This window comes from Micromonospora sp. WMMD964 (assembly GCF_029581455.1).
Lineage (GTDB): Bacteria > Actinomycetota > Actinomycetes > Mycobacteriales > Micromonosporaceae > Micromonospora.
This window is the reverse complement of record NZ_CP120860.1, coordinates 421,460-439,463: the sequence shown is the minus strand read 5'-3', so window position 1 is coordinate 439,463 and position 18,004 is coordinate 421,460. Positions and strand designations below refer to the sequence as shown.

Here is an 18,004-nt window from a genome sequence, read left to right as displayed (position 1 = left end):
AATGTGACCTACGTCACACAACTTCGGGTGCTCGGGTACGGGGTAACCTGCGCTCGTGTCCACGCCGACCACCCCCGGTCCCGCCGTCGCCGACCTGCTGGGCCTGGTCGCCTTCGGAGAGCTGCTCGCCTTCGAACGAATGGCCGGTGATGCCCGGCTCGCCCCCGACCTGCGCCGACGAGCCGCGCTGAACGAGATGGCCGCCGCCGAGATCGTCAACTACCGGCGTCTCGCCGACCGCCTCGACGCGCTGGGTGTGCCGCCGGAGGCCGCGATGGCCCCCTACGTCCAGCCGCTGCAGGCGTACCACGATTCGACCGAGCCTCGGGACTGGGCGGAGGTGGTCACCAAGGCGTACGTCGGTGACGCCGTCACCGACGACTTCATCCGGGAGATCGCCGACGTGTTGGAGGAGCCGGACCGGGCACTGGTGCTCGACGTCCTACACGACTCCCGTTACGCCGAATTCGCCGCGACCGAGATCCGGGCGGCAGTCGCCGACGACCCGAGGATGGCCGGTCGGCTCTCGATGTGGGCGCGGCGGCTGGTCGGCGAGGCGCTGTCCCAGGCGAGCCGCGTCGCCGCCGAGCGGGCCGCACTCACCACGCTGGTCGCGCGGGATGACCGGGTCGACGTGCCTGGGCTGTTCGGCCGGCTCACCGCCGCGCACACCACGCGGATGGCCGCCGCCGGGCTGAACAACTGACCGACCGGGCGAACGGGGGCGGGGTGCCCTGCGGCGCGGTCGGGGCCGGAGCCGGCCTGCGGCAGGCGGGCCGGACGCCGACCTGCCGCGATGGCCGGACCGGTCAGCGGACGGTGAAACCGACCGCGCGGGGCGACGCCTCGGCGATCTCGACGTAGGCGACCTTCTCGACCGGAACGATGACCCGCCGGCCCTTCTCGTCGGTCAGGGAGAGCGTGCCGCCGTTGCCGGCGAAGGCGTCGGTCACGATCTGCTCGATCTCGGCCGGCGACTGCGCGCTGTCCAGTACCAGCTCGCGCGGCGCGTACTGCACGCCGATCTTGACCTCCACTGTGCCTCCTCAACTGGGGCGATGGAACCGCCCTGCGAAGGCTATCCGATCACGGGCCCGGCGGTCAGGCTGACTCACCTTGCAGCGGGAAGCTCGCGATCCCCCGCCACGACAACGCGGCCACCAACGCCTCGGCCTCGGCCTTCGGCACCTGCCGGCCACCGGCCAGCCAGAACTGGGCGGCCGTCTCCGCCGCGCCGACCAGCCCGGAGGCGAGCAGTTCGGCGTGCGCCCGGCTCACCCCGGTGTCCGAGATGATCGTGTCGGTGATCGCCGCGATGCAGCCCTGCTCGACCCGTTCCACCCGTTGCCGCACCGCCGGGTCGTTGCGCAGGTCCGACTCGAAGACGAGCCGGAACGCCTCGCTCTCGTGGTCGACGAAGTCGAAGTACGCGCGTACCGACGCGCTGACCCGTTCCTTGTTGTCGCTGGTGCCACGCATCGCTTCGTGCACCTTGGCGACGATGGCGTCACAGTGCGTGTCGAGCAATGCCAGGTAGAGGTCCATCTTCCCGGGAAAGTGCTGGTAAAGCACCGGCTTCGACACCCCGGCCCGCTCGGCGATGTCGTCCATCGCGGCGGCGTGGTAGCCCTGCGCGACGAACACCTCCTGCGCCGCAGCGAGAAGCTGCTTACGACGCGCGGAGCGGGGCAGGCGGGTGGGCCGGCCAGCGGTCTGTGCACCGTTCCCCGCAGCGGTCATGGGATCCTCCGAGTTCTCCGTACGAGCCGGCATTTTCCCCGGACCGGCGAGGTCACCGACCACAGTCGCGGAAATGCCCCGCCGCTGTAACTTATCGCCACTCTCGGCACACGGTAGCCTCAGCGGGGGCGACCAAGGAGCGCGCGGTGAGTGAAACAGGGCAACCCGGAGCCGCCACCCCGGGAGAACACGGTGACGGAGCGGGTCAGCACGACGACCCGAGCCGTCCCGTCAGTGGGTGGGCGCCTCAGGCGGGTGGGTGGCCTCGCGCCGCCGACCGTGAGGACGCCCGGGAGCAGGCGCCGCGCTGGCAGCCCGACCCGGCGTCCGGCTGGCGCACCTCCTCGAAGCGGCACGGTGACCTTCCGCCGCCGCTGGCCGAGCCGCCGGGTGACCCGGAGCCGCCGGGCCGGGTCAATGGTCATCACGCCAACGGTGTGCACCACCCGGAGGACGCCAACGGCGTCCGTCGCCCCGGTCTCGAACCGACGGTGGGCCGTCCCACACCGGTGAGCGCACCACCCGGGCTGCCCAGCGACGGGCGGTCCGAGCAGCCCAGCGACCGGCTGGTGGTGCCCGCCCAACGTCCCGCCCCTCCGGCGGAGCAGGGCGCGGGCGAGCCCGACACGGGCACCGGTCAACGGTCCGCCGATCCGACCGCCGCGCACCGCGCCCGCTGGGCCGAGCCCGGGCCACCCACCTCGGCACCGCCGGCGGTCCAGGTGCCGCCAGTGGGCACCGCCGCGTCGGGTTTCGAGGTGCCGCCCGGCTTCCACGCGCCGATCGGGGAACGCCTCGCCGCCGACGACCCGTCGGCCACGCCACGCGACTGGCGCGACCCGCTCACCCCGGAGCATCCGACCGCACCGGGACGTGCGCCCGGGCCGGTCGGGCACGCCGACGCCGCCGAGGGCCCCCACCCGGGAGACACGCACCGAGGCGGGGAGCCGCCGACGGTCGAGCCGGACTGGTCGGGGCCGAGCTGGGACCGCGGTTGGGCGCCACCCTGGTCCCGTCAGTCCGACGAGCCGGACGGTCCGCCGACGCGCGACGAGTCCGCGCCGGGCTGGGTCGCCGAGCCGGTCCAGCCGTACGAGCCGGTGCGGGCCGAGTCGTCCCGCCCGTACGAGCCGGTGCGCGCCGACTCGCCGCGTGGGTACGACCCCGCCCGACCTGAGTCCGTGCCGGAGCGCCCCGCCGACCCGGCCAGCGTGCCGCCGACGGACCGCCCGTCCTGGGCCGCTCCGTCGGCTGTCCCACCTGCCGACCGTCCCCTCCGGTCAGTCGACTCGGACCCGTCCCCGACCAGCGGTCCGCCGGTGTCGTCGCCGCCCGCCGTCGAGCGCCCGAGTTGGGCCGGTGGCCCGACGCCGACCAGCGGTCCACCGGCCGACCGGCCGTCCTGGGCCGGGTCCGGGGCGACCCGTGCGTCCCGGGCCGACCGCCCGTCCTGGGCCGGGGGAGCTGATCCGGAGCCGACCGGCGCTTCGCCGTCGCGCCCGTCCTGGGCCGGAGGGTCCGATCCGGAGCCGACCGGCGCTTCGCCGTCCCGCCCGTCCTGGGCCGGAGGGTCAGACCCGGCACCGACCAGTGCTTCGCCGTCGCGTCCGTCCTGGGCCACCAACCCGGCGTCGCCCGCCACGCCACCTCCCGCGCCAGCGGGGGCACCTCCCACGTTGGCCGACCCGCCGCCGGCTCCGGCGGGTCCACCGCTGGTGGCGGAACGCCCCTCCTGGGCCGGCGGCTCACCGAAGCCCAACCATGAGGAGCGTCCGGACTGGTCCGAGGGGCGGATTCCCGCCGCCCCGGTCGAGCGTCCGTCGTGGGCGGCGATCCAGTCGGCCACGTCGCCGCGTGGGGGTGACGACGAGACTCCCGGCAGCCCGGTCCGGCCGACTGGGCCGTTCCGGCTGCGCCCGGCTGCGCCCGAGCCGCCCGGCCCCGTCGACTCGCACCGCCCCTCCGCGCCGACGAACGTGCCGTCGAGCACCGACGTCAGGTCCTCCTCGTCGGGGGTGACGCCACCCTCCGCGAACGGGCCCGAACCCCGCGACCGGCCCGCCCCAGCGCTCCCCTCTTCCTACGCGGCGCGCCGATCCGCACCCGACCCGGCGTCGTCCGCCGACGACGACCGGCAGTCGGACCCGAAAGCGGTGCTGCCGCAGCGCGTCCCCGCAGAGCCGGACGTGCCTGTCGTGCCGGAGCCGCCAGCCGTGGACCCGCCGGCCGAAACCCCGGAACTCGCGCGCATCGCGACGCACCTTCGCCGCGACGACGAGCCGGCACCGCTGCGGGAGCGCCCCGAGGGGTTCGACGTCAACGCGATCCTGGACGCCGTTCGGGAGGTGGCGGGTGTCCGCGACGCCGCGCTGCGGCGTACCCCGGCCGGGGCGCACAGCCTGCGACTGGACCTCGCCGACGGTGCCGACCCGGCCGAGGTGAGCCGACAGGTGGCTCGGCTGCTCCAGGATCGGATGGGGCTGGCCGCCGCCCCGCAGAACGTGCCCGGCCTGCCCAGCACGCCGCCCCCGCCGGTCCGCCGTCGCGTGGCCGAGCCTCGGGTCGCCGAACGGCGTACCCCGGATTCCCAGACGCGCGACGCCGGTGCCGACCCGCGTGACGGTGAGGCCCGGGCGGCCGAGTCGACGTCGGGTGCCCGACCGTCCGGCGGTCGGGTGCAGGCCGCGCCGACGGGCCCGGAGCAGCGACCGGGCACGGAGACCTCGCGCCGTCGCCGGTCGAACGCGCCGCACCGGGGTCGCGCCACCGTCGAGGAGCCGGGTTCGGTCTCGGCCGCACCGGCCGGTGCCGCCACCGGCAGCCCGGCGACGCTCGGCACGTCGTACTCCGGTGGTCAGGTGACCACGACGGAGTCGGCGCCGTCCCGGCCGTTGGAGACGGGCGGCGCGCCGGGGCCGCGGGTGGTGATCGACCACGTGCAGGTCAGCACCTTCGGTCTGGACGCGAACGTGGAGGTCCGGCTGCTGGCCGGGGGCGAGAGCGCCTCCGGGTACGCGACCGGGCCGGCGGTGGACGGCTACGTGTTGCGGCTCTGCGCGGTGGCGGCGGCCGCCGCTGTCGACGAGTTGCTGCGCGGCGCCGACAACGCCGATCGGGGGCGCTGTTTCGTCGAGCACGCGGCGGTGGTGCCGTTCGGCAACTGTGAGGTGGCCACTGTGGTGGCGCTGCTCGTCTGCGAGGGCTGGGTCGAGCAGCTCGCCGGTTCGGCTCTGGTCGCCGGTGATCCCCGGCAGGCCGTGGTCCGGGCGACGCTGGCAGCGGTGAACCGTCGGCTGGAGGCGCTGCTGTCCTGAGTGGTCCGGGGCAGACTGGAACGATGAGACGTGCCACCCTCTGGCCGGACCACCTGCTCCCCGACGACCGTGTTCCGCCGCCGTGGCCGGGCCGGGAGGTCCGCCTCGACGGCCTGGTCACGTACGTACGGGCCACGCCGGCCACGGCGGCCGGCGCGGAGCCGGCGCTGTACGTGCACGGGCTCGGCGGGTCGTCGCAGAACTGGACGGACCTGGCCGGGTTGCTGGCCGACCGGCTGGACGGGCAGGCCATCGACCTGCCCGGCTTCGGTCGCAGCGAGCCGGGGCCCCGCTACACGATCCCGGCGTTCGCGGACCTCGTCGTCCGCTGGATCGAGCATTCCGACCGGGGTCCGGTGCACCTGTTCGGCAACTCGCTGGGCGGGGCGGTCGCGGTCCAGGTGGCCGGGCTCCGGCCGGATCTGGTCCGTACGCTCACCCTGATCTCCCCGGCTCTGCCGTTCCTGGACTTCCGTCGTTCGTTGCAGGGGCGGATGCTGCCGGTGCTCGCCATTCCGCGTGGCGAACGGTTGGTCGCCCGGCGGCTCACCCAGCTCCCTCCCGAGGTGATGGCCCAGCAGGTGTTGGAGGCGTGCGTCGCCGATCTCAGCCGGATCTGCGACCAGCGCCGGGCCGAGGCGCTGGAGGAGATCCGAATCCGCTACGAGGCGGACCACTACGCGGCCGCGTACGTCCGGACGTTCCGTGGTCTGGTCTCCAGCTTCCTGCGGTCGTACCTGCCGGGGCCGGGGTCGCTGTGGCGGCTCGCGGAGGCGGTACGCGCACCGACGTTGGTGGTGGGCGGTCGACAGGATCGTCTGGTCGACGTGCGGGTCGCGCCGCAGACCGCGCGGGTCATCCGCGACAGCCGGTTGATGATGCTCGACGGCGTCGGGCATGTGGCGCAGTTGGAGGTGCCCCGGCTGGTGGCCAGGGCGGTGGTCGGCCTGCTCGCCGAAACGGGGGACTCCGCCGGGCGGTCCGATCTGGCAGGCTGACCGGGATGCCCAGCTCAGCCCGCCTCCCGGTCCGTCGTCAGCGACGCTTCGCGCTCTTCGCCCAGTTGGTGGCGGTGGTGCTGGCGGTGGGCGCGGCGGTGGCCGTGATCGCGGAGGGGCCGGGTGGGCACCCCGGCGCCGAACGGTTGGCCGCCGACGAGATCTCCACGGTGCCGCCGCTGGTGGCCGCGCCGCTGCCGCCGTCGGTGAGCCCGTCGCCCTCCGCGGTGGTCCCGTCCAGCCCGGCGCCCCCGGTGCTGCGGATGCCCGGTGCGGTTCCGAGCGCCGGCACCGGCGATTTCGGGTACGACGCCCGCTCCGGCCCGGTGTTGGGGCGAGCGGGTGAGCTGCGGCGTTACCGGGTCGCGGTGGAGTCCGGCAGCGACGAGGACGCCGCCGACTTCGCGCTGGCGGTCCAGACGGCGCTCGCCGGGCCGGGCAGTTGGGTGGACAGCGGCCGGTTGCGGCTGCAACAGGTGCCGGGGGCTGCGCCGCGCGACTTCACCGTCTACCTGGCGACCGCCCGCACGGCGGGTCGGATGTGCGCCGACGGGGGAGTGGACATCCGGGTCGGAGGTCGGCCCTACACGTCCTGTCGCGCGCCCGGCCAGGTGATCATCAATCTGGACCGGTGGCGGCTGTCCGTGCCGCACTTCGTCTCCGCCGGGGTGCCGTTGGAGGTCTACCGGACGTACGTGGTCAACCACGAGGTGGGTCACCAGCTCGGGCACCGGCACGAGCGTTGCCCGGGTGCGGGCCGGCCGGCGCCGGTGATGATGCAGCAGACGCTCTTCCTGAACGGGTGCCGGGCCAACCCGTGGCCGTATGTCGACGGGCGTCGGTACACCGGCCCGGCCCTCTGAGCGACACGCCGCCTGCCACCCCTCCATCAGGCGTCTTGCGGTAATAGCGGCGAAAACGGAGAAATGCCCGAATAATCTGGCAGGCTCGACGTCATGACGCCGTCGTCCCGATACGGCCCACCCCAGCCGCCCGACCCCTCGGGCCGGTCGGCGTACGTGCGTCCCACGCTGGCCCTGATGCATCGGCGACGTCGCCGTACCCTGCTGCTCGGCCTGCTCGTGCTCACCGCCGCCATCGGTGTGCCGCTGGCCAGGGGCGACGGCGAGCCGGCGGCGGTCACTCCCGCCGTCACCACCCAGGGCGGTACGGGTCGCGGCGGCGGTGCGGCGCATCCGGCGCCGACCGGCTACCCGTCGGTCGGGGCGGGACGCTTCGCGGCGGCCGACGGCGAGACGCCCGTGCACGGCACGGACGGGCCGCTGCGGCGGTACCGGGTCGTCGTCGAACGCGGCACCGGCCAGGACGCCCAGGCGTTCGCCACCCGAGTGGACGAGGTGCTGGCCGACCCACGGAGCTGGATCGGCTCGGGCGAGCTGCGGGTGCAGCGGGTCGCCGACGCCGGGGCCGCCGACTTCACCATCTACCTGGCCACGCCTGTCACCTCCGAGCGGATGTGCGCCGAGGGTGGGCTGACCACGGAGCAGTACACCTCCTGCCGCCTGCCCGGTCAGGTCATCATCAACCTGGCCCGCTGGATGGAGGCGGTCCCCGACTACGGTGCCTCGCTGGACACCTACCGCACCTACGTGATCAACCACGAGGTCGGCCACGAGTTCGGCGAGCAGCACGAGGCCTGTCCCGAGCCGGGCGAGCCCGCCCCCGTCATGCAGCAGCAGACGTACGGCCTGGAGGGGTGCGTCGCCAACGCCTGGCCCTACCTCGACGGCCGTCGCTACGCCGGTGACATCGTCCCCTGATCGGCGGCATCGTCGGTTATTCCCGCTCCCGCATCGCGGACCACGTGTCGTCCCTCATGGCCGAGGGGGGTCTGCGCGAGCGACAATGGCGCGGTTCACGCCGCCGATCCCGGGGAGTCCACCGTGTCGTTGCCCCCGCTCGTCGAACCCGCCGCCGAGCTGACCGTTGACGAGATCCGCCGTTATTCACGCCACCTGATCATCCCGGATGTCGGGGTGGCCGGGCAGAAGCGGCTCAAGAACGCCCGGGTGCTCTGTGTCGGCGCGGGTGGCCTCGGGTCGCCCGCCCTGCTGTACCTCGCCGCGGCCGGGGTCGGCACGCTCGGCATCATCGACTTCGACACCGTCGACGAGTCGAACCTGCAGCGCCAGGTCATCCACGGCGTGTCCGACATCGGCCGGTCCAAGGCCGAGTCCGCCGCCGCGTCGATCCGCGAGATCAACCCGCTGGTCACCGTGGAGATCCACAACACCGCGCTCGACCGGGAGAACGTCCGCGAGATCTTCGCCCAGTACGACCTGATCGTCGACGGCACCGACAACTTCGCCACCCGCTACATGGTCAACGACGCGGCGGTGCTGCTCGGCAAGCCGTACGTGTGGGGTTCGATCTACCGCTTCGACGGCCAGGCGTCGGTGTTCTGGGCCGAGCACGGCCCCTGCTACCGCTGCCTCTACCCGGAGCCGCCGCCCCCCGGCATGGTCCCCTCCTGCGCGGAGGGCGGCGTGCTGGGCGTGCTCTGCGCGTCGATCGGCTCGATCCAGGTGAACGAGGCGATCAAGCTGCTCACCGGCATCGGTGAGCCCCTGGTCGGCCGTCTGATGGTCTACGACGCCCTGGAGATGGAATACCGCAAGATCAAGGTTCGCAAGGACCCGAACTGCGTGCTCTGCGGCGAGAACCCGACGGTCACCGACCTGCTGGAAGACTACGAGGACTTCTGCGGCGCGGTCTCCGAGGAGGCCCAGGAGGCGACGGTCGACTCGACCATCACGGCCCTGGAGCTCAAGGAGTGGCAGGACGCCGGCAAGGACATCTTCCTGGTCGACGTGCGGGAGCCCGCCGAGTACGAGATCGTCCGGATTCCCGGCGCCACCCTGATCCCCAAGGGCGACATCATCTCCGGCGAGGCCCTCGCGAAGCTGCCGCAGGACCGGCAGATCGTGCTGCACTGCAAGTCCGGCGTCCGCTCGGCGGAGGCGCTCGCGGCGCTCAAGGCGGCCGGTTTCCGGGACGCCGTGCACGTGCAGGGCGGCGTGCTCTCCTGGATCAAGCAGATCGACCCGTCGCTGCCCGCGTACTGACCGAACGGGTCGGGGCGGCCGAACACCGCCGCCCCGACCCGCAACCGTCCCGCCCGGTCCTACGCCGCGCCGGCCATGTCGCGCCGCCCCGGCCCACGCCGCGCCGCGCTGCTGGCCTGCGCCGCGCCGCGCTGCTGGCCTGCGCCGCGCCGCGCTGCTGGCCTGCGCCGCGCCGTCCGCCCTGGGCCACGCTGCCGCCCTTGCAAATCGACGCAGATGACGCCGAGCAGCCCGACGGCCGGAGCGACGCAGCCAGTTCGAGCTGGCCGATTCTCTGAGGCGGCATCGCGTCTGCGCAGGTAGCGTCTCCGCCGTGGTCGACTTGGAAGCCGCGATCGGGTTCGTCGTGGCGCATGGGGATGCGGTGGAACGTGCGCGCCTCTCCTGGCTCCGCAACGGCACCCCCGTGCCCGCCGAGTTGCTGGAGACGGCCGAGGTCGGCCAGTCACCGGATGGCGGTTGGCCGGCCACCTGGGGCGGCCCGATCGCCTCGATCGACGCCACCTGTTTCCGGCTCGCCGAACTGGACGACCTGGGCGCGCTCGGCCGTCCCGCAGCCCGACGGGCGCTGGACTGGCTGGCGTCCCGGCAGCAGGCCGACGGCGGATGGGAAGAGGACGCGTCGTTGGCCGACTCGGCGCCGGAGTGGGCCCGGCCGGGCAATCCGGAGGCCGGGTTCCTCGTGTCCGCCAACGCCGGTTTCTGGCTCACTGTGGCCGGCCTGGATGCCCGAGCCTCGGGCCCGCTCGACCACCGGGTCGGTGGGGCGTACGCCGGGGTGGTGCAGGCGGCGGCCCACTCGCTCGCCGCGCGGCTGCGCCCGGACGGCAGTTGGCCGTCGTTCCTCGCCGCAGGCTGGCTGAGCGCGGCCGTACTGCACCGGCAGGAGATGTTCCAGGAGTCGGCGCGGATCCAGGTGGTGCTCGCCGAACGGATGCCGAAGATGTCCCCGGGCAACGTGGCGTGGTTGGCGGCCACGCTGCGCCGGGCCGGCGTCGACCCGCAGGACTGGATCATGGTGCGGGCGCTGCGCCGGCTGGCCGAGACACAGCGCAGCGACGGCGGTTGGGAGAGCGACGACGGCCACCAGTTCGACGTACACGCCACGCTGGCCGCGATCCGAGCCGCCCGGCCCGCGACGGCCGGATCCGCCGCGTAACCGGCTAGCGCAGGTGCCCGTCGCCGGTGACCACGTACTTGGTGCTGGTCAGCTCGGGCAGACCCATCGGGCCGCGAGCGTGCAGCTTCTGGGTGGAGATGCCGATCTCCGCCCCGAACCCGAACTCGCCGCCGTCGGTGAACCGGGTCGAGGCGTTGACCATCACCGCCGCCGCGTCCACCCGGGCCACGAACTCGCGGGCCGCGCCCGCCGAGTCGGTGAGGATCGCCTCGGTGTGCCCGGTGCCGAAACGGCGGATGTGCGCCACCGCCGCGTCCAGTGAGTCGACCACCGCGACCGAGATGTCGGCGGACAGGTACTCGGTGGCGAAGTCCTCCTCGGTGGCCGGAACGACGGCCGCGGAGTACGCGGCCACCTCGGGGGAGCCGTGCACTGTCACCCCCGCCTCGGCGAGCGCGGCCAGCATCGGCGGCAGGAACGCGTCGGCGACGTCGGCGTGCACCAGCAGCGACTCGGCGGTGTTGCAGGTGGACAGGCGTTGCGTCTTGGCGTTCAGCGTCACCGCGACGGCCTTCGCCACGTCGGCGGCGGCATCCACGTAGACGTGGCAGTTGCCCACCCCGGTCTCGATCACCGGCACTGTCGACTCCTCGACCACCGTGCGGATCAGCGACGCGCCGCCGCGCGGGATGAGCACGTCGACGAGCCCTCGGGCGCGCATCAGCTCCTTGACCGAGTCGCGGGAGCCGGCGTCGAGCAACTGCACCGCGTCGGCGGGCAGCCCGGCCCCGGCCACCGCGTCGCGCAGCACCGCGACGAGCGCGGCGTTGGAGTGCGCGGCCGAGGACGACCCGCGCAGCAGCGCCGCGTTGCCGGACTTGAGGCAGATCCCGGCGGCGTCCACCGTCACGTTCGGCCGCGCCTCGTAGATGATGCCGACCACCCCGAACGGCACCCGGATCTGACGCAGCTCCAACCCGTTGGGCAGGGTGGAACCACGGACCACCTCACCGACCGGGTCGGGCAGCGCGGCCATCTGGCGCAGCGCGTCGGCGATGCCGGCCACCCGGCCCTCGTCGAGGGCGAGCCGGTCCAGCACGGCCGCGCTCAGCCCGGCCTCGCGCCCGGCCGCCAGGTCCGCCTCGTTGGCGGTGAGGATCTCCGGGGTACGCGCCACCAGCGCGTCGGCCATCGCCACCAGCGCGGCGTCCTTCACGGTACGGGTGGCAGTGGCCAGGTCGGCAGCGGCGTCCCGCGCCCGACGTGCCTGCTCGACGACGGTCATGCCTGCACTCCTCACAGCAGCACGAGGTCGTCGCGGTGGACGACCTCTCGTTCGTACGCCGGGCCGAGCGCCGCGGCGAGTTCGGACGTGGAACGGCCGAGCAGACCCGGTAACTCCACCGCGTCGTAGTTGACCAGCCCTCGGGCGACCGACGCCCCGGCGGTGTCCACCAGGTCCACCGGGTCGCCCGCGGTGAACGTGCCGTCCACTGCGGTGATGCCGGCCGGTAGCAGCGACTTGCGTCGCCCGACGACCGCGGCCACCGCGCCCGGGTCGAGGTGCAGCCGCCCTCGGGGCGACGTGGCGTGGGCCAACCAGAACAGTCGGGCCGTCGGGCGTTGCCGCTGCGGGTGGAAGAGCGTGCCGACGGGCTCGCCGGCCAACGCCGGGCCGGCCAGGTCGGCGGCGGTGAGCACCACCGGGATGCCGAAGCCGGTGGCGATCCGGGCCGCCTCGACCTTCGTCACCATCCCGCCGGTGCCGACGCCGGAGCGGCCGGCACCGCCGATGGTGATCCCGGCGAGATCCGCGTCGTCGCGGACCTCGGCGATCCGGGTCGACTGCGGGTTGGTGGGGTCGCCGGTCCAGAGCGCGTCGACGTCGGAGAGGAGCACCAGCAGGTCGGCGTGCACCAACGCGGCCACCAGGGCGGCCAGCCGGTCGTTGTCGCCGAACCGGATCTCCTGGGTGGCCACCGTGTCGTTCTCGTTGACGATCGGCACCGCCCGCAGGTCGAGCAGTTTGCGCAGCGTGCGGTACGCGTTGCGGTAGTGCGCACGCCGGGTCACGTCGTCGACGGTGAGCAGCACCTGCCCGACCGTGCGGCCGTGCCGGGCGAAGCTGGTCGCGTACCGGCCGATCAGGAGGCCCTGCCCGACGCTGGCGGCGGCCTGCTGGGTGGCCAGGTCGCGCGGGCGTCGGGGCAGCCCGAGCGGGGCGAGGCCGGCGGCGATCGCGCCGGAGGACACCAGAACCACCTCGCGCCCCTCGGCGGTCAGCCGACCGAGGATGTCGACCAGCGCGTCGACGCGCTGGTCGGCCAGACCGCCGGTGGCGGTGGTCAACGAGGAGGATCCGATCTTGACGACGACCCGCCGGGCCGTCGTGACTGCGTCACGCACCCGCCCATTCTGCGTGGTCACGGCCGCACCGCCCGGCGGCGTTCCCATATGGTGGCGGATTGTGACACCTGACGAGTACGTCGAGGCGGTGCTCGACCTGGTCGAGCGGATCCCGGAGGGCCGGGTCATGTCGTACGGGGCGGTCGCCGACGCGCTCGCCGAGCGGTCGGGTCGCACCTCGGCGCGACTGGTGGGCAGCATCATGGCCCGCCACGGCGGCTCGGTGCCCTGGCATCGGGTGGTGACGGCGGCGGGGCGGCTGCCTCCGGGCCACGAGCGGGAGGCGCGGGCCCGGCTGCGCGCCGAGGGGGTGCCGCTCCGCCCGGCCGGGGTGGACATGGCGGCGGCCGGTTGGTCGCCGGACGAGGATCGGTGACCAGCGCCGAAGCGACGTGCGACGCGGTGCCCCGTTCCGGGTGGGGAACGGGGCACGGCGAGGCGGGTCAGAGCGGGATGGGGGACCGGGCCTTGTTGTCGGCGGGCTTGAGGTCGGGCCAGGGGCGGTCCTGGCTGTCGTGGTGTTCGACCTCGAAGGTTCTGGTGTGCGCGTCGGGCCCCGGTTTACCCGGCACCAGTTGGGTGAACGTGTAGCGGCGCGATTCACCGCCCGGCACCCCGGGTAGCAGGCACGACAGCACGTACTTCTGCGGTGCGGGGTTCGGGTCGCACTTCGACCAGTCCCCGCCCGCCCGTTCGCCGACGTCGATGGAGTGGAATGCGACCTGCGGCGCGTCGAGCGTGCCGGCGTTGGTGACGGTGAAGACGGTGGTCAGTTCGCGCCGGGTGTCGGCGCCGGGGACGTCGACCAGTTCGTGGGTCATGCTCAGCTTCAGGTCGGTGCGTCGGGGGTCCGTGCCGAACGCGGTGGGGCCGTCGGTCTGCGCGAACCGCTCGCCGTCCCACCGGTACGTCCGTACCTGCTCCCGCCGCAGGTAGGTCGGTGTGCCACAGCACGGCACGAGGTCGGCGACGCGCACCTCGATCGACCCGGTCTGGTTCACCTCCACGGCGCGAACGTCCATGAACCCGTCGCCGGTCCGCACCACCCTGCCCACCGTCACGATCCGACCCTCCGGATCCCGGTCGAAGGCCACCACCTGCTTCGCCGACGCCTCGCCGTACCGGCAGGCGACGACGGCGAGGGTCTCGACGGCACCGTCGTCGTCCAGGTCGCCGTACCGGAAGGCGTCGTCCGCCAACTCCGGCACGAACAAGTCGGTCGTGTTGGTCTTGAGGCGAACCTTCGAGGTGGTGCAGCCCTGCTCCGCCAGGCTCGACGGCCAGCTCGGCAGGTCGACGCGGGTGGCGAGCAGTTGGGCTCGACTGATCCGTCCGTCCGGGGCGCTCGGGGTGCCGGTGGTCGCCGACGGTGACCCGGTCGGTGGGGGCGTCGGCGGCGCCGACGTCGGTGGGGCCGTCGGCTCGACGGACTCGGCCGGCACCGGCGGGTTCCGGTCGCCGCGCAGCGCGGCGTTGGCGACGACGGGGGCCACCACCAGGACGACCGCCGCGGCGGCCACGGCCACCGCCGTCATCCGTCGGCGTCGGCGGAGGAGATGCCGGGCCTGGTCCGGGCCCGGGCCGGCGGCCTTGGTGACCACGTCGTTGCGGTAGGCGGTGAGCCGCTCGCGCAGTCGCGCATCCAGGTCAGACATCGCGCACCCCCTCGGTGTTCTCGTCGAGCAGCCCGGCCAGGGCTGTCCGACCGCGGTGCAACCAGGACTTCACGGTGCCCTCGGCCACCCCCTCCTGGAGGGCGATCTGACTCACCGACAGATCGGCCAGGTAGTGCAGGATGACGGCCCGACGGTGGTTGGCGGGCAGTTGCGCCAGCGCCGCGTCGATCGCCACCCGGTCGGGGTTCGGGCCGGCGACCTCCGCCTCGCCGGGCCGCTGCCGCAGCAGGTGGTTGCGGGCGGTACGCAGGCGTCGCCAGCGGCTGCGGGCCAGGTTCCAGGCGACCCGGCGGACCCAGGCCACCGGGTCGTCGTAGCGGACCAGGCGGTCCCAGCGGGCCAGCGCCCGGTAGAACGCCTCCTGGGCCAGGTCCTGCGCCTGTCCGAGATCCCCGGTGTACGCGCACAGCTGGGCGGTCACGCTGCCGAAGTGCGCGTGGTAGAAGTCGTCGAAAGTGATCGTCACCTCGGCCGGGTCGGCCGTTCGTGCGGCCGGTGGCTCGTTGGCGCGGGCTCCCATCGTTGCTGTCACTGCCCCTCCCCCGTCACCGCCGGGCAGGTCTGCCGTCGGCGCTGATAACACTCCGCGAGTGCGGAGGCGGTTGCGTGCCGTACTGCCGTCAACCCGACTGTGCGGATGCCCGTCAGGGCCGACGGATGAGGGGATGTGACCTCCGACATAACGTGAGTAACATTCGGGCCCATGAAAACGCCGCCGGGCACCGGCTCGTCAGCCGCCGGTCCGCTGCCTCGCCCGGTGCACGCCGGCTACGCGCTCGGCTCGCTGGCGACCGGTGCGTTCGGCACCGTGCCCGGCCTGCTGCTGCTGCCGTACCTGACCGACACGCTGGGCGTCGCCGCCGGACTGGCCGCCCTGCTGGTGCTGCTGCCGAAGGCATGGGACGTGCTGGTCAACCCGGTCGCCGGGCGGATCTCCGACCGCACCCGGTCACGCTGGGGCGCTCGCCGCCCGTACCTGCTCGTCGCCGGTCTCGCGCTCGCCGTGCTCTTCGCGTCGATCTTCGCCGCGCCGTTCGGCAACGGCCCGGCCGCCGCGGCTTACGTGGCGTTCGCCTTCCTCGCCACCGCCACCGCGTTCGCCTTCTTCCAGGTGCCGTACGTGGCGATGCCGGCGGAGCTGACCGACGACTACGCCGAACGCACCAGGCTGATGACCTGGCGGATCGCGGTTCTCGCGTTGGCCATCCTGGTCTCCGGTGCGGTCGCCCCGCTGGTGGTGAGCGCCGGTGGTGACGGTGTGGCCGGGCACCGGTGGATGGGGCTGTTCGTGGCGGCGCTGATCGCCCTCGGCGCCCTCGGGGCGTTCCTGGGCACCCGGTCCGCCCCGACCGGCACGGTGGGCGGGAGCGAGCCGACCCTGCGCGCCCAACTCGCCGTGGCCACCGCCAACCGTCCGTTCCGGGCGCTGCTGATCTGTTTCGTCGTGCAGTCCGCCGGGGTGGCGACGATCCTGGCCGGGGTCAACTACTTCGCCGGGCAGATCCTGCGCGACGACGAGAGCGGGCCGACCCTGCTCTTCGTCTGCTTCGTCGGGCCGGCGCTGCTGGTCATGCCGATCTGGTCCCGGGTCGGTGCCCGGCTGGGCAAGCGGACCGCGCTGGTCGTCGCCTCGCTGATCCTCGCCGCCGGGGCGCTCGCCCTGGTCGCCGCGTCGGTGCTGCCGACTGTCGCCGTCTACCTGGTGGTCGCGCTGATCGGCGTCGGGTACGCCGGGCAGCAGGTCTTCGCGCTGGCGATGCTGCCGGACTGCATCGCGTACGACACCGCGCGCACCGGTCGGCGACAGGCGGGTGTGTTCACCGGCCTGTGGACGGCGGGGGAGACCCTCGGTCTGGCGCTGGGTCCGGGCATCTACGGACTGGTGCTCCAGCTCTCCGGCTACGTGTCCTCCGACACCGGAACAGCCGCCGCGCAGTCCGACGGTGCCCGCCTGGGCGTCCTGCTGGGCTTCACCGTCATCCCGGCCCTGTTGATCGCCCCTCCGATCCTCCTGCTCCGCCGCTACACCCTCACCCCGGCCGTGCTGGCCGACGTGATCCGTGACGACCGCGTCGATCATGGAGTTGTGGTGGGGACGAAAGCCGTTGACAGTCACGAGAAGGGCACCATGACTCCATGATCGACGAGAGCACTGTCGAGGACCGGGCCGCGTTGCCTGTCGGGGTCGCGGCGGAGGTCGCGTTGGCCGAGGTGCGGCAGTTGCGCGCCGGGGACCGGCCCACGCACGGCGGGCAGCTGTTCGCGTACGTCTACGACCCGGCGGTGCCGGGCCTGGACGAGTTGACCGCCGCCGCGCATCGAGAGAGCGCGCACGTCAACGGGCTCGACCCGACCGCGTTCCCGTCCCTGCTGGCTATGGAGAACGCCCTGGTGGGCGCCGCCGCCAGGGTCCTCGGAGCCGGCCCGGGCACTACCGCCCCGGACGTCGTCGGCAGTGTCACCAGCGGCGGCACCGAGTCGCTGATCCTCGCGGTCAAGACGGCGAGGGACGCGCACCCGGAGATCGCCGAGCCCCGGATCGCGGTGCCGTCGAGTGCCCACGCCGCGTTCGCCAAGGCGGCGCACTACCTGCGGGTGGCGATGGACGTCGTGCCGGTCTCCCCGGACACGTTGCGTCCCGACCCGGCCGCGATGGCCGCCGCGATCCGTCCGGAGACGGTGCTCGTCGCCTGCTCCGCGCCGTCGTACGCGCACGGGGTGGTGGACCCGGTCGCGGAGATCGCGGCGGTGGCCGCCGAGGCCGGGGTGCGCTGCCATGTGGACGCCTGCTTCGGCGGCTGGACCCTGCCGTACCTGCGTCGCCTCGGTGAGCCGGTGCCGGCGTTCGACTTCGCGGTCCCCGGGGTCACCTCCATCTCGGTGGACCTGCACAAGTACGCGTACGCGCCGAAGGGTGTGTCGGTGCTGCTGCACCGCGACGCCGCGCTGCGAGCGCCGCAGTACTTCGCGTACGCGGACTGGCCCGGCTACACGATGATCAACCCGGTGATCGCGTCCACCCGTTCGGGCGGGCCGATCGCCGCCGCGTACGCCACCGTGCGGCACCTGGGCGACGACGGTTACCTGCGACTCGCCACCGTCACCCGGGACGCGGTCGCCGGTCTGGCGGACGCGGTCCGCGCCGTCGACGGACTGCGGCTGATGGCCGAGCCGGAGTCCACAGTGGTCTGCTTCACCGCCACCGATGACGGCCTCGACCTGTTCGTCCTGGTCGACGAGCTGACCGCACGCGGGTGGCACACCCAGCCCCAACTGTCGTACGCGGGGCTGCCGGCGAGTGTGCACCTCACGGTGACCGCCTCGGTCGCGCCCCGGGTCGCCGAGTTCGGGCCGGACCTGGTGGAGGCGGTGGCCGCCGCCCGGGCGGCCGGTCCGGTCGCCCTACCGCCGGAGCTGACGGCGCTGGCGACGTCACTGACCCCGGACGCCCTCACGCCCGAACTCGTCGCCGGGCTCGCCGCCGGCCTCGGACTCGGTGGCGGGGGCGCGTCGACGCCGGACCGTCTGGCGGTGGTGAACACGCTGCTCGACGCCGCCCCACCGGCGTTGCGCGAACGCCTGCTGGTCGAGTTCGTCGGCCTGCTGCAACGTCCCACCTGGTGACGCCGCACGGTCCGGTCCACCGCCGCCTGACGGTGGACCG

The 18,004-nt window shown here is 73.7% G+C and carries 15 protein-coding genes and 1 pseudogene; 10 read left to right on the top strand and 6 right to left on the bottom strand.

Features of this window, described 5'->3' with window-relative positions; all coding sequences use genetic code 11:
- The first annotated feature begins 55 nt into the window (after positions 1–55).
- Entirely contained in the window at positions 56–706 is a 651-nt protein-coding gene (locus tag O7616_RS02065; RefSeq protein ID WP_282305377.1) for a ferritin-like fold-containing protein, read from the top strand.
- Between the two features lie 103 nt (positions 707–809).
- On the opposite strand, the gene O7616_RS02060 is transcribed toward O7616_RS02065, so the two are convergent.
- Together O7616_RS02060 and O7616_RS02055 are read right to left on the bottom strand one after the other, a co-directional pair.
- Positions 810–1,037: a DUF3107 domain-containing protein gene (locus O7616_RS02060; protein ID WP_030329796.1), complete on the bottom strand. Its 228-nt coding sequence runs from the start codon at positions 1,035–1,037 to the stop codon at positions 810–812.
- Between the two features lie 64 nt (positions 1,038–1,101).
- Positions 1,102–1,740 carry a TetR/AcrR family transcriptional regulator gene (locus O7616_RS02055; protein WP_282264422.1) on the bottom strand — a complete coding sequence of 213 codons (639 nt, stop codon included), beginning with the start codon at positions 1,738–1,740 and terminating at the stop codon, positions 1,102–1,104.
- A 146-nt stretch (positions 1,741–1,886) separates the two neighbouring features.
- On the opposite strand from O7616_RS02055, the gene O7616_RS02050 reads away from it, so the two are divergent.
- The 6 genes and pseudogenes from O7616_RS02050 (at position 1,887) to O7616_RS02025 (ending at position 10,297) form a co-directional block, all read left to right on the top strand.
- A complete protein-coding gene (locus tag O7616_RS02050) occupies positions 1,887–5,054 on the top strand; it encodes a hypothetical protein (RefSeq protein WP_282305376.1) in 3,168 nt (1,055 codons plus the stop codon).
- Between the two features lie 23 nt (positions 5,055–5,077).
- Positions 5,078–6,052: an alpha/beta hydrolase gene (locus O7616_RS02045; protein ID WP_282305375.1), complete on the top strand. Its 975-nt coding sequence runs from the start codon at positions 5,078–5,080 to the stop codon at positions 6,050–6,052.
- A 5-nt stretch (positions 6,053–6,057) separates the two neighbouring features.
- A complete protein-coding gene (locus O7616_RS02040; protein WP_282305374.1) occupies positions 6,058–6,915 on the top strand; it encodes a DUF3152 domain-containing protein in 858 nt (285 codons plus the stop codon).
- A 177-nt stretch (positions 6,916–7,092) separates the two neighbouring features.
- On the top strand, positions 7,093–7,833 hold the full coding sequence (locus O7616_RS02035; RefSeq protein WP_282305373.1) for a DUF3152 domain-containing protein: 741 nt from the start codon (positions 7,093–7,095) through the stop codon (positions 7,831–7,833).
- 56 nt (positions 7,834–7,889) lie between these two features.
- Positions 7,890–9,138 (top strand): annotated as a pseudogene (moeZ, locus tag O7616_RS02030) (adenylyltransferase/sulfurtransferase MoeZ).
- Between the two features lie 262 nt (positions 9,139–9,400).
- On the top strand, positions 9,401–10,297 hold the full coding sequence (locus O7616_RS02025) for a prenyltransferase/squalene oxidase repeat-containing protein (protein WP_348773869.1): 897 nt from the start codon (positions 9,401–9,403) through the stop codon (positions 10,295–10,297).
- A 4-nt stretch (positions 10,298–10,301) separates the two neighbouring features.
- Here the strand turns inward: O7616_RS02025 and O7616_RS02020 are convergent, their stop codons facing one another.
- Positions 10,302–11,543, bottom strand: a complete 1,242-nt coding sequence (locus tag O7616_RS02020) for a glutamate-5-semialdehyde dehydrogenase (protein WP_282305370.1) — start codon at positions 11,541–11,543, stop codon at positions 10,302–10,304.
- An 11-nt stretch (positions 11,544–11,554) separates the two neighbouring features.
- Positions 11,555–12,712, bottom strand: a complete 1,158-nt coding sequence (gene proB / locus O7616_RS02015; RefSeq protein ID WP_282264428.1) for a glutamate 5-kinase — start codon at positions 12,710–12,712, stop codon at positions 11,555–11,557.
- 13 nt (positions 12,713–12,725) lie between these two features.
- Between proB and O7616_RS02010 the strand changes: the two genes are divergently transcribed.
- Positions 12,726–13,040, top strand: coding sequence for an MGMT family protein (locus O7616_RS02010; RefSeq protein ID WP_282264429.1), 315 nt, complete (start codon positions 12,726–12,728; stop codon positions 13,038–13,040).
- Positions 13,041–13,107: 67 nt separating this feature from the next.
- Here the strand turns inward: O7616_RS02010 and O7616_RS02005 are convergent, their stop codons facing one another.
- Complete coding sequence (locus O7616_RS02005) at positions 13,108–14,319, bottom strand: hypothetical protein (protein WP_282305369.1); 1,212 nt, start codon at positions 14,317–14,319, stop codon at positions 13,108–13,110.
- Entirely contained in the window at positions 14,312–14,860 is a 549-nt protein-coding gene (locus O7616_RS02000) for a SigE family RNA polymerase sigma factor (RefSeq protein WP_282307502.1), read from the bottom strand. The genes O7616_RS02005 and O7616_RS02000 overlap by 8 nt, the downstream gene beginning before the upstream one ends.
- Positions 14,861–15,043: 183 nt before the next feature.
- Here O7616_RS02000 and O7616_RS01995 point away from each other — a divergent pair, with 183 nt between their 5' ends.
- Together O7616_RS01995 and O7616_RS01990 are read left to right on the top strand one after the other, a co-directional pair.
- Positions 15,044–16,480: an MFS transporter gene (locus tag O7616_RS01995; protein ID WP_282305368.1), complete on the top strand. Its 1,437-nt coding sequence runs from the start codon at positions 15,044–15,046 to the stop codon at positions 16,478–16,480.
- Positions 16,477–17,964, top strand: a complete 1,488-nt coding sequence (locus O7616_RS01990; protein ID WP_282305367.1) for an aminotransferase class V-fold PLP-dependent enzyme — start codon at positions 16,477–16,479, stop codon at positions 17,962–17,964. Before O7616_RS01995 ends, O7616_RS01990 begins: the two co-directional genes overlap by 4 nt.
- The last annotated feature ends 40 nt before the right edge of the window (positions 17,965–18,004 follow it).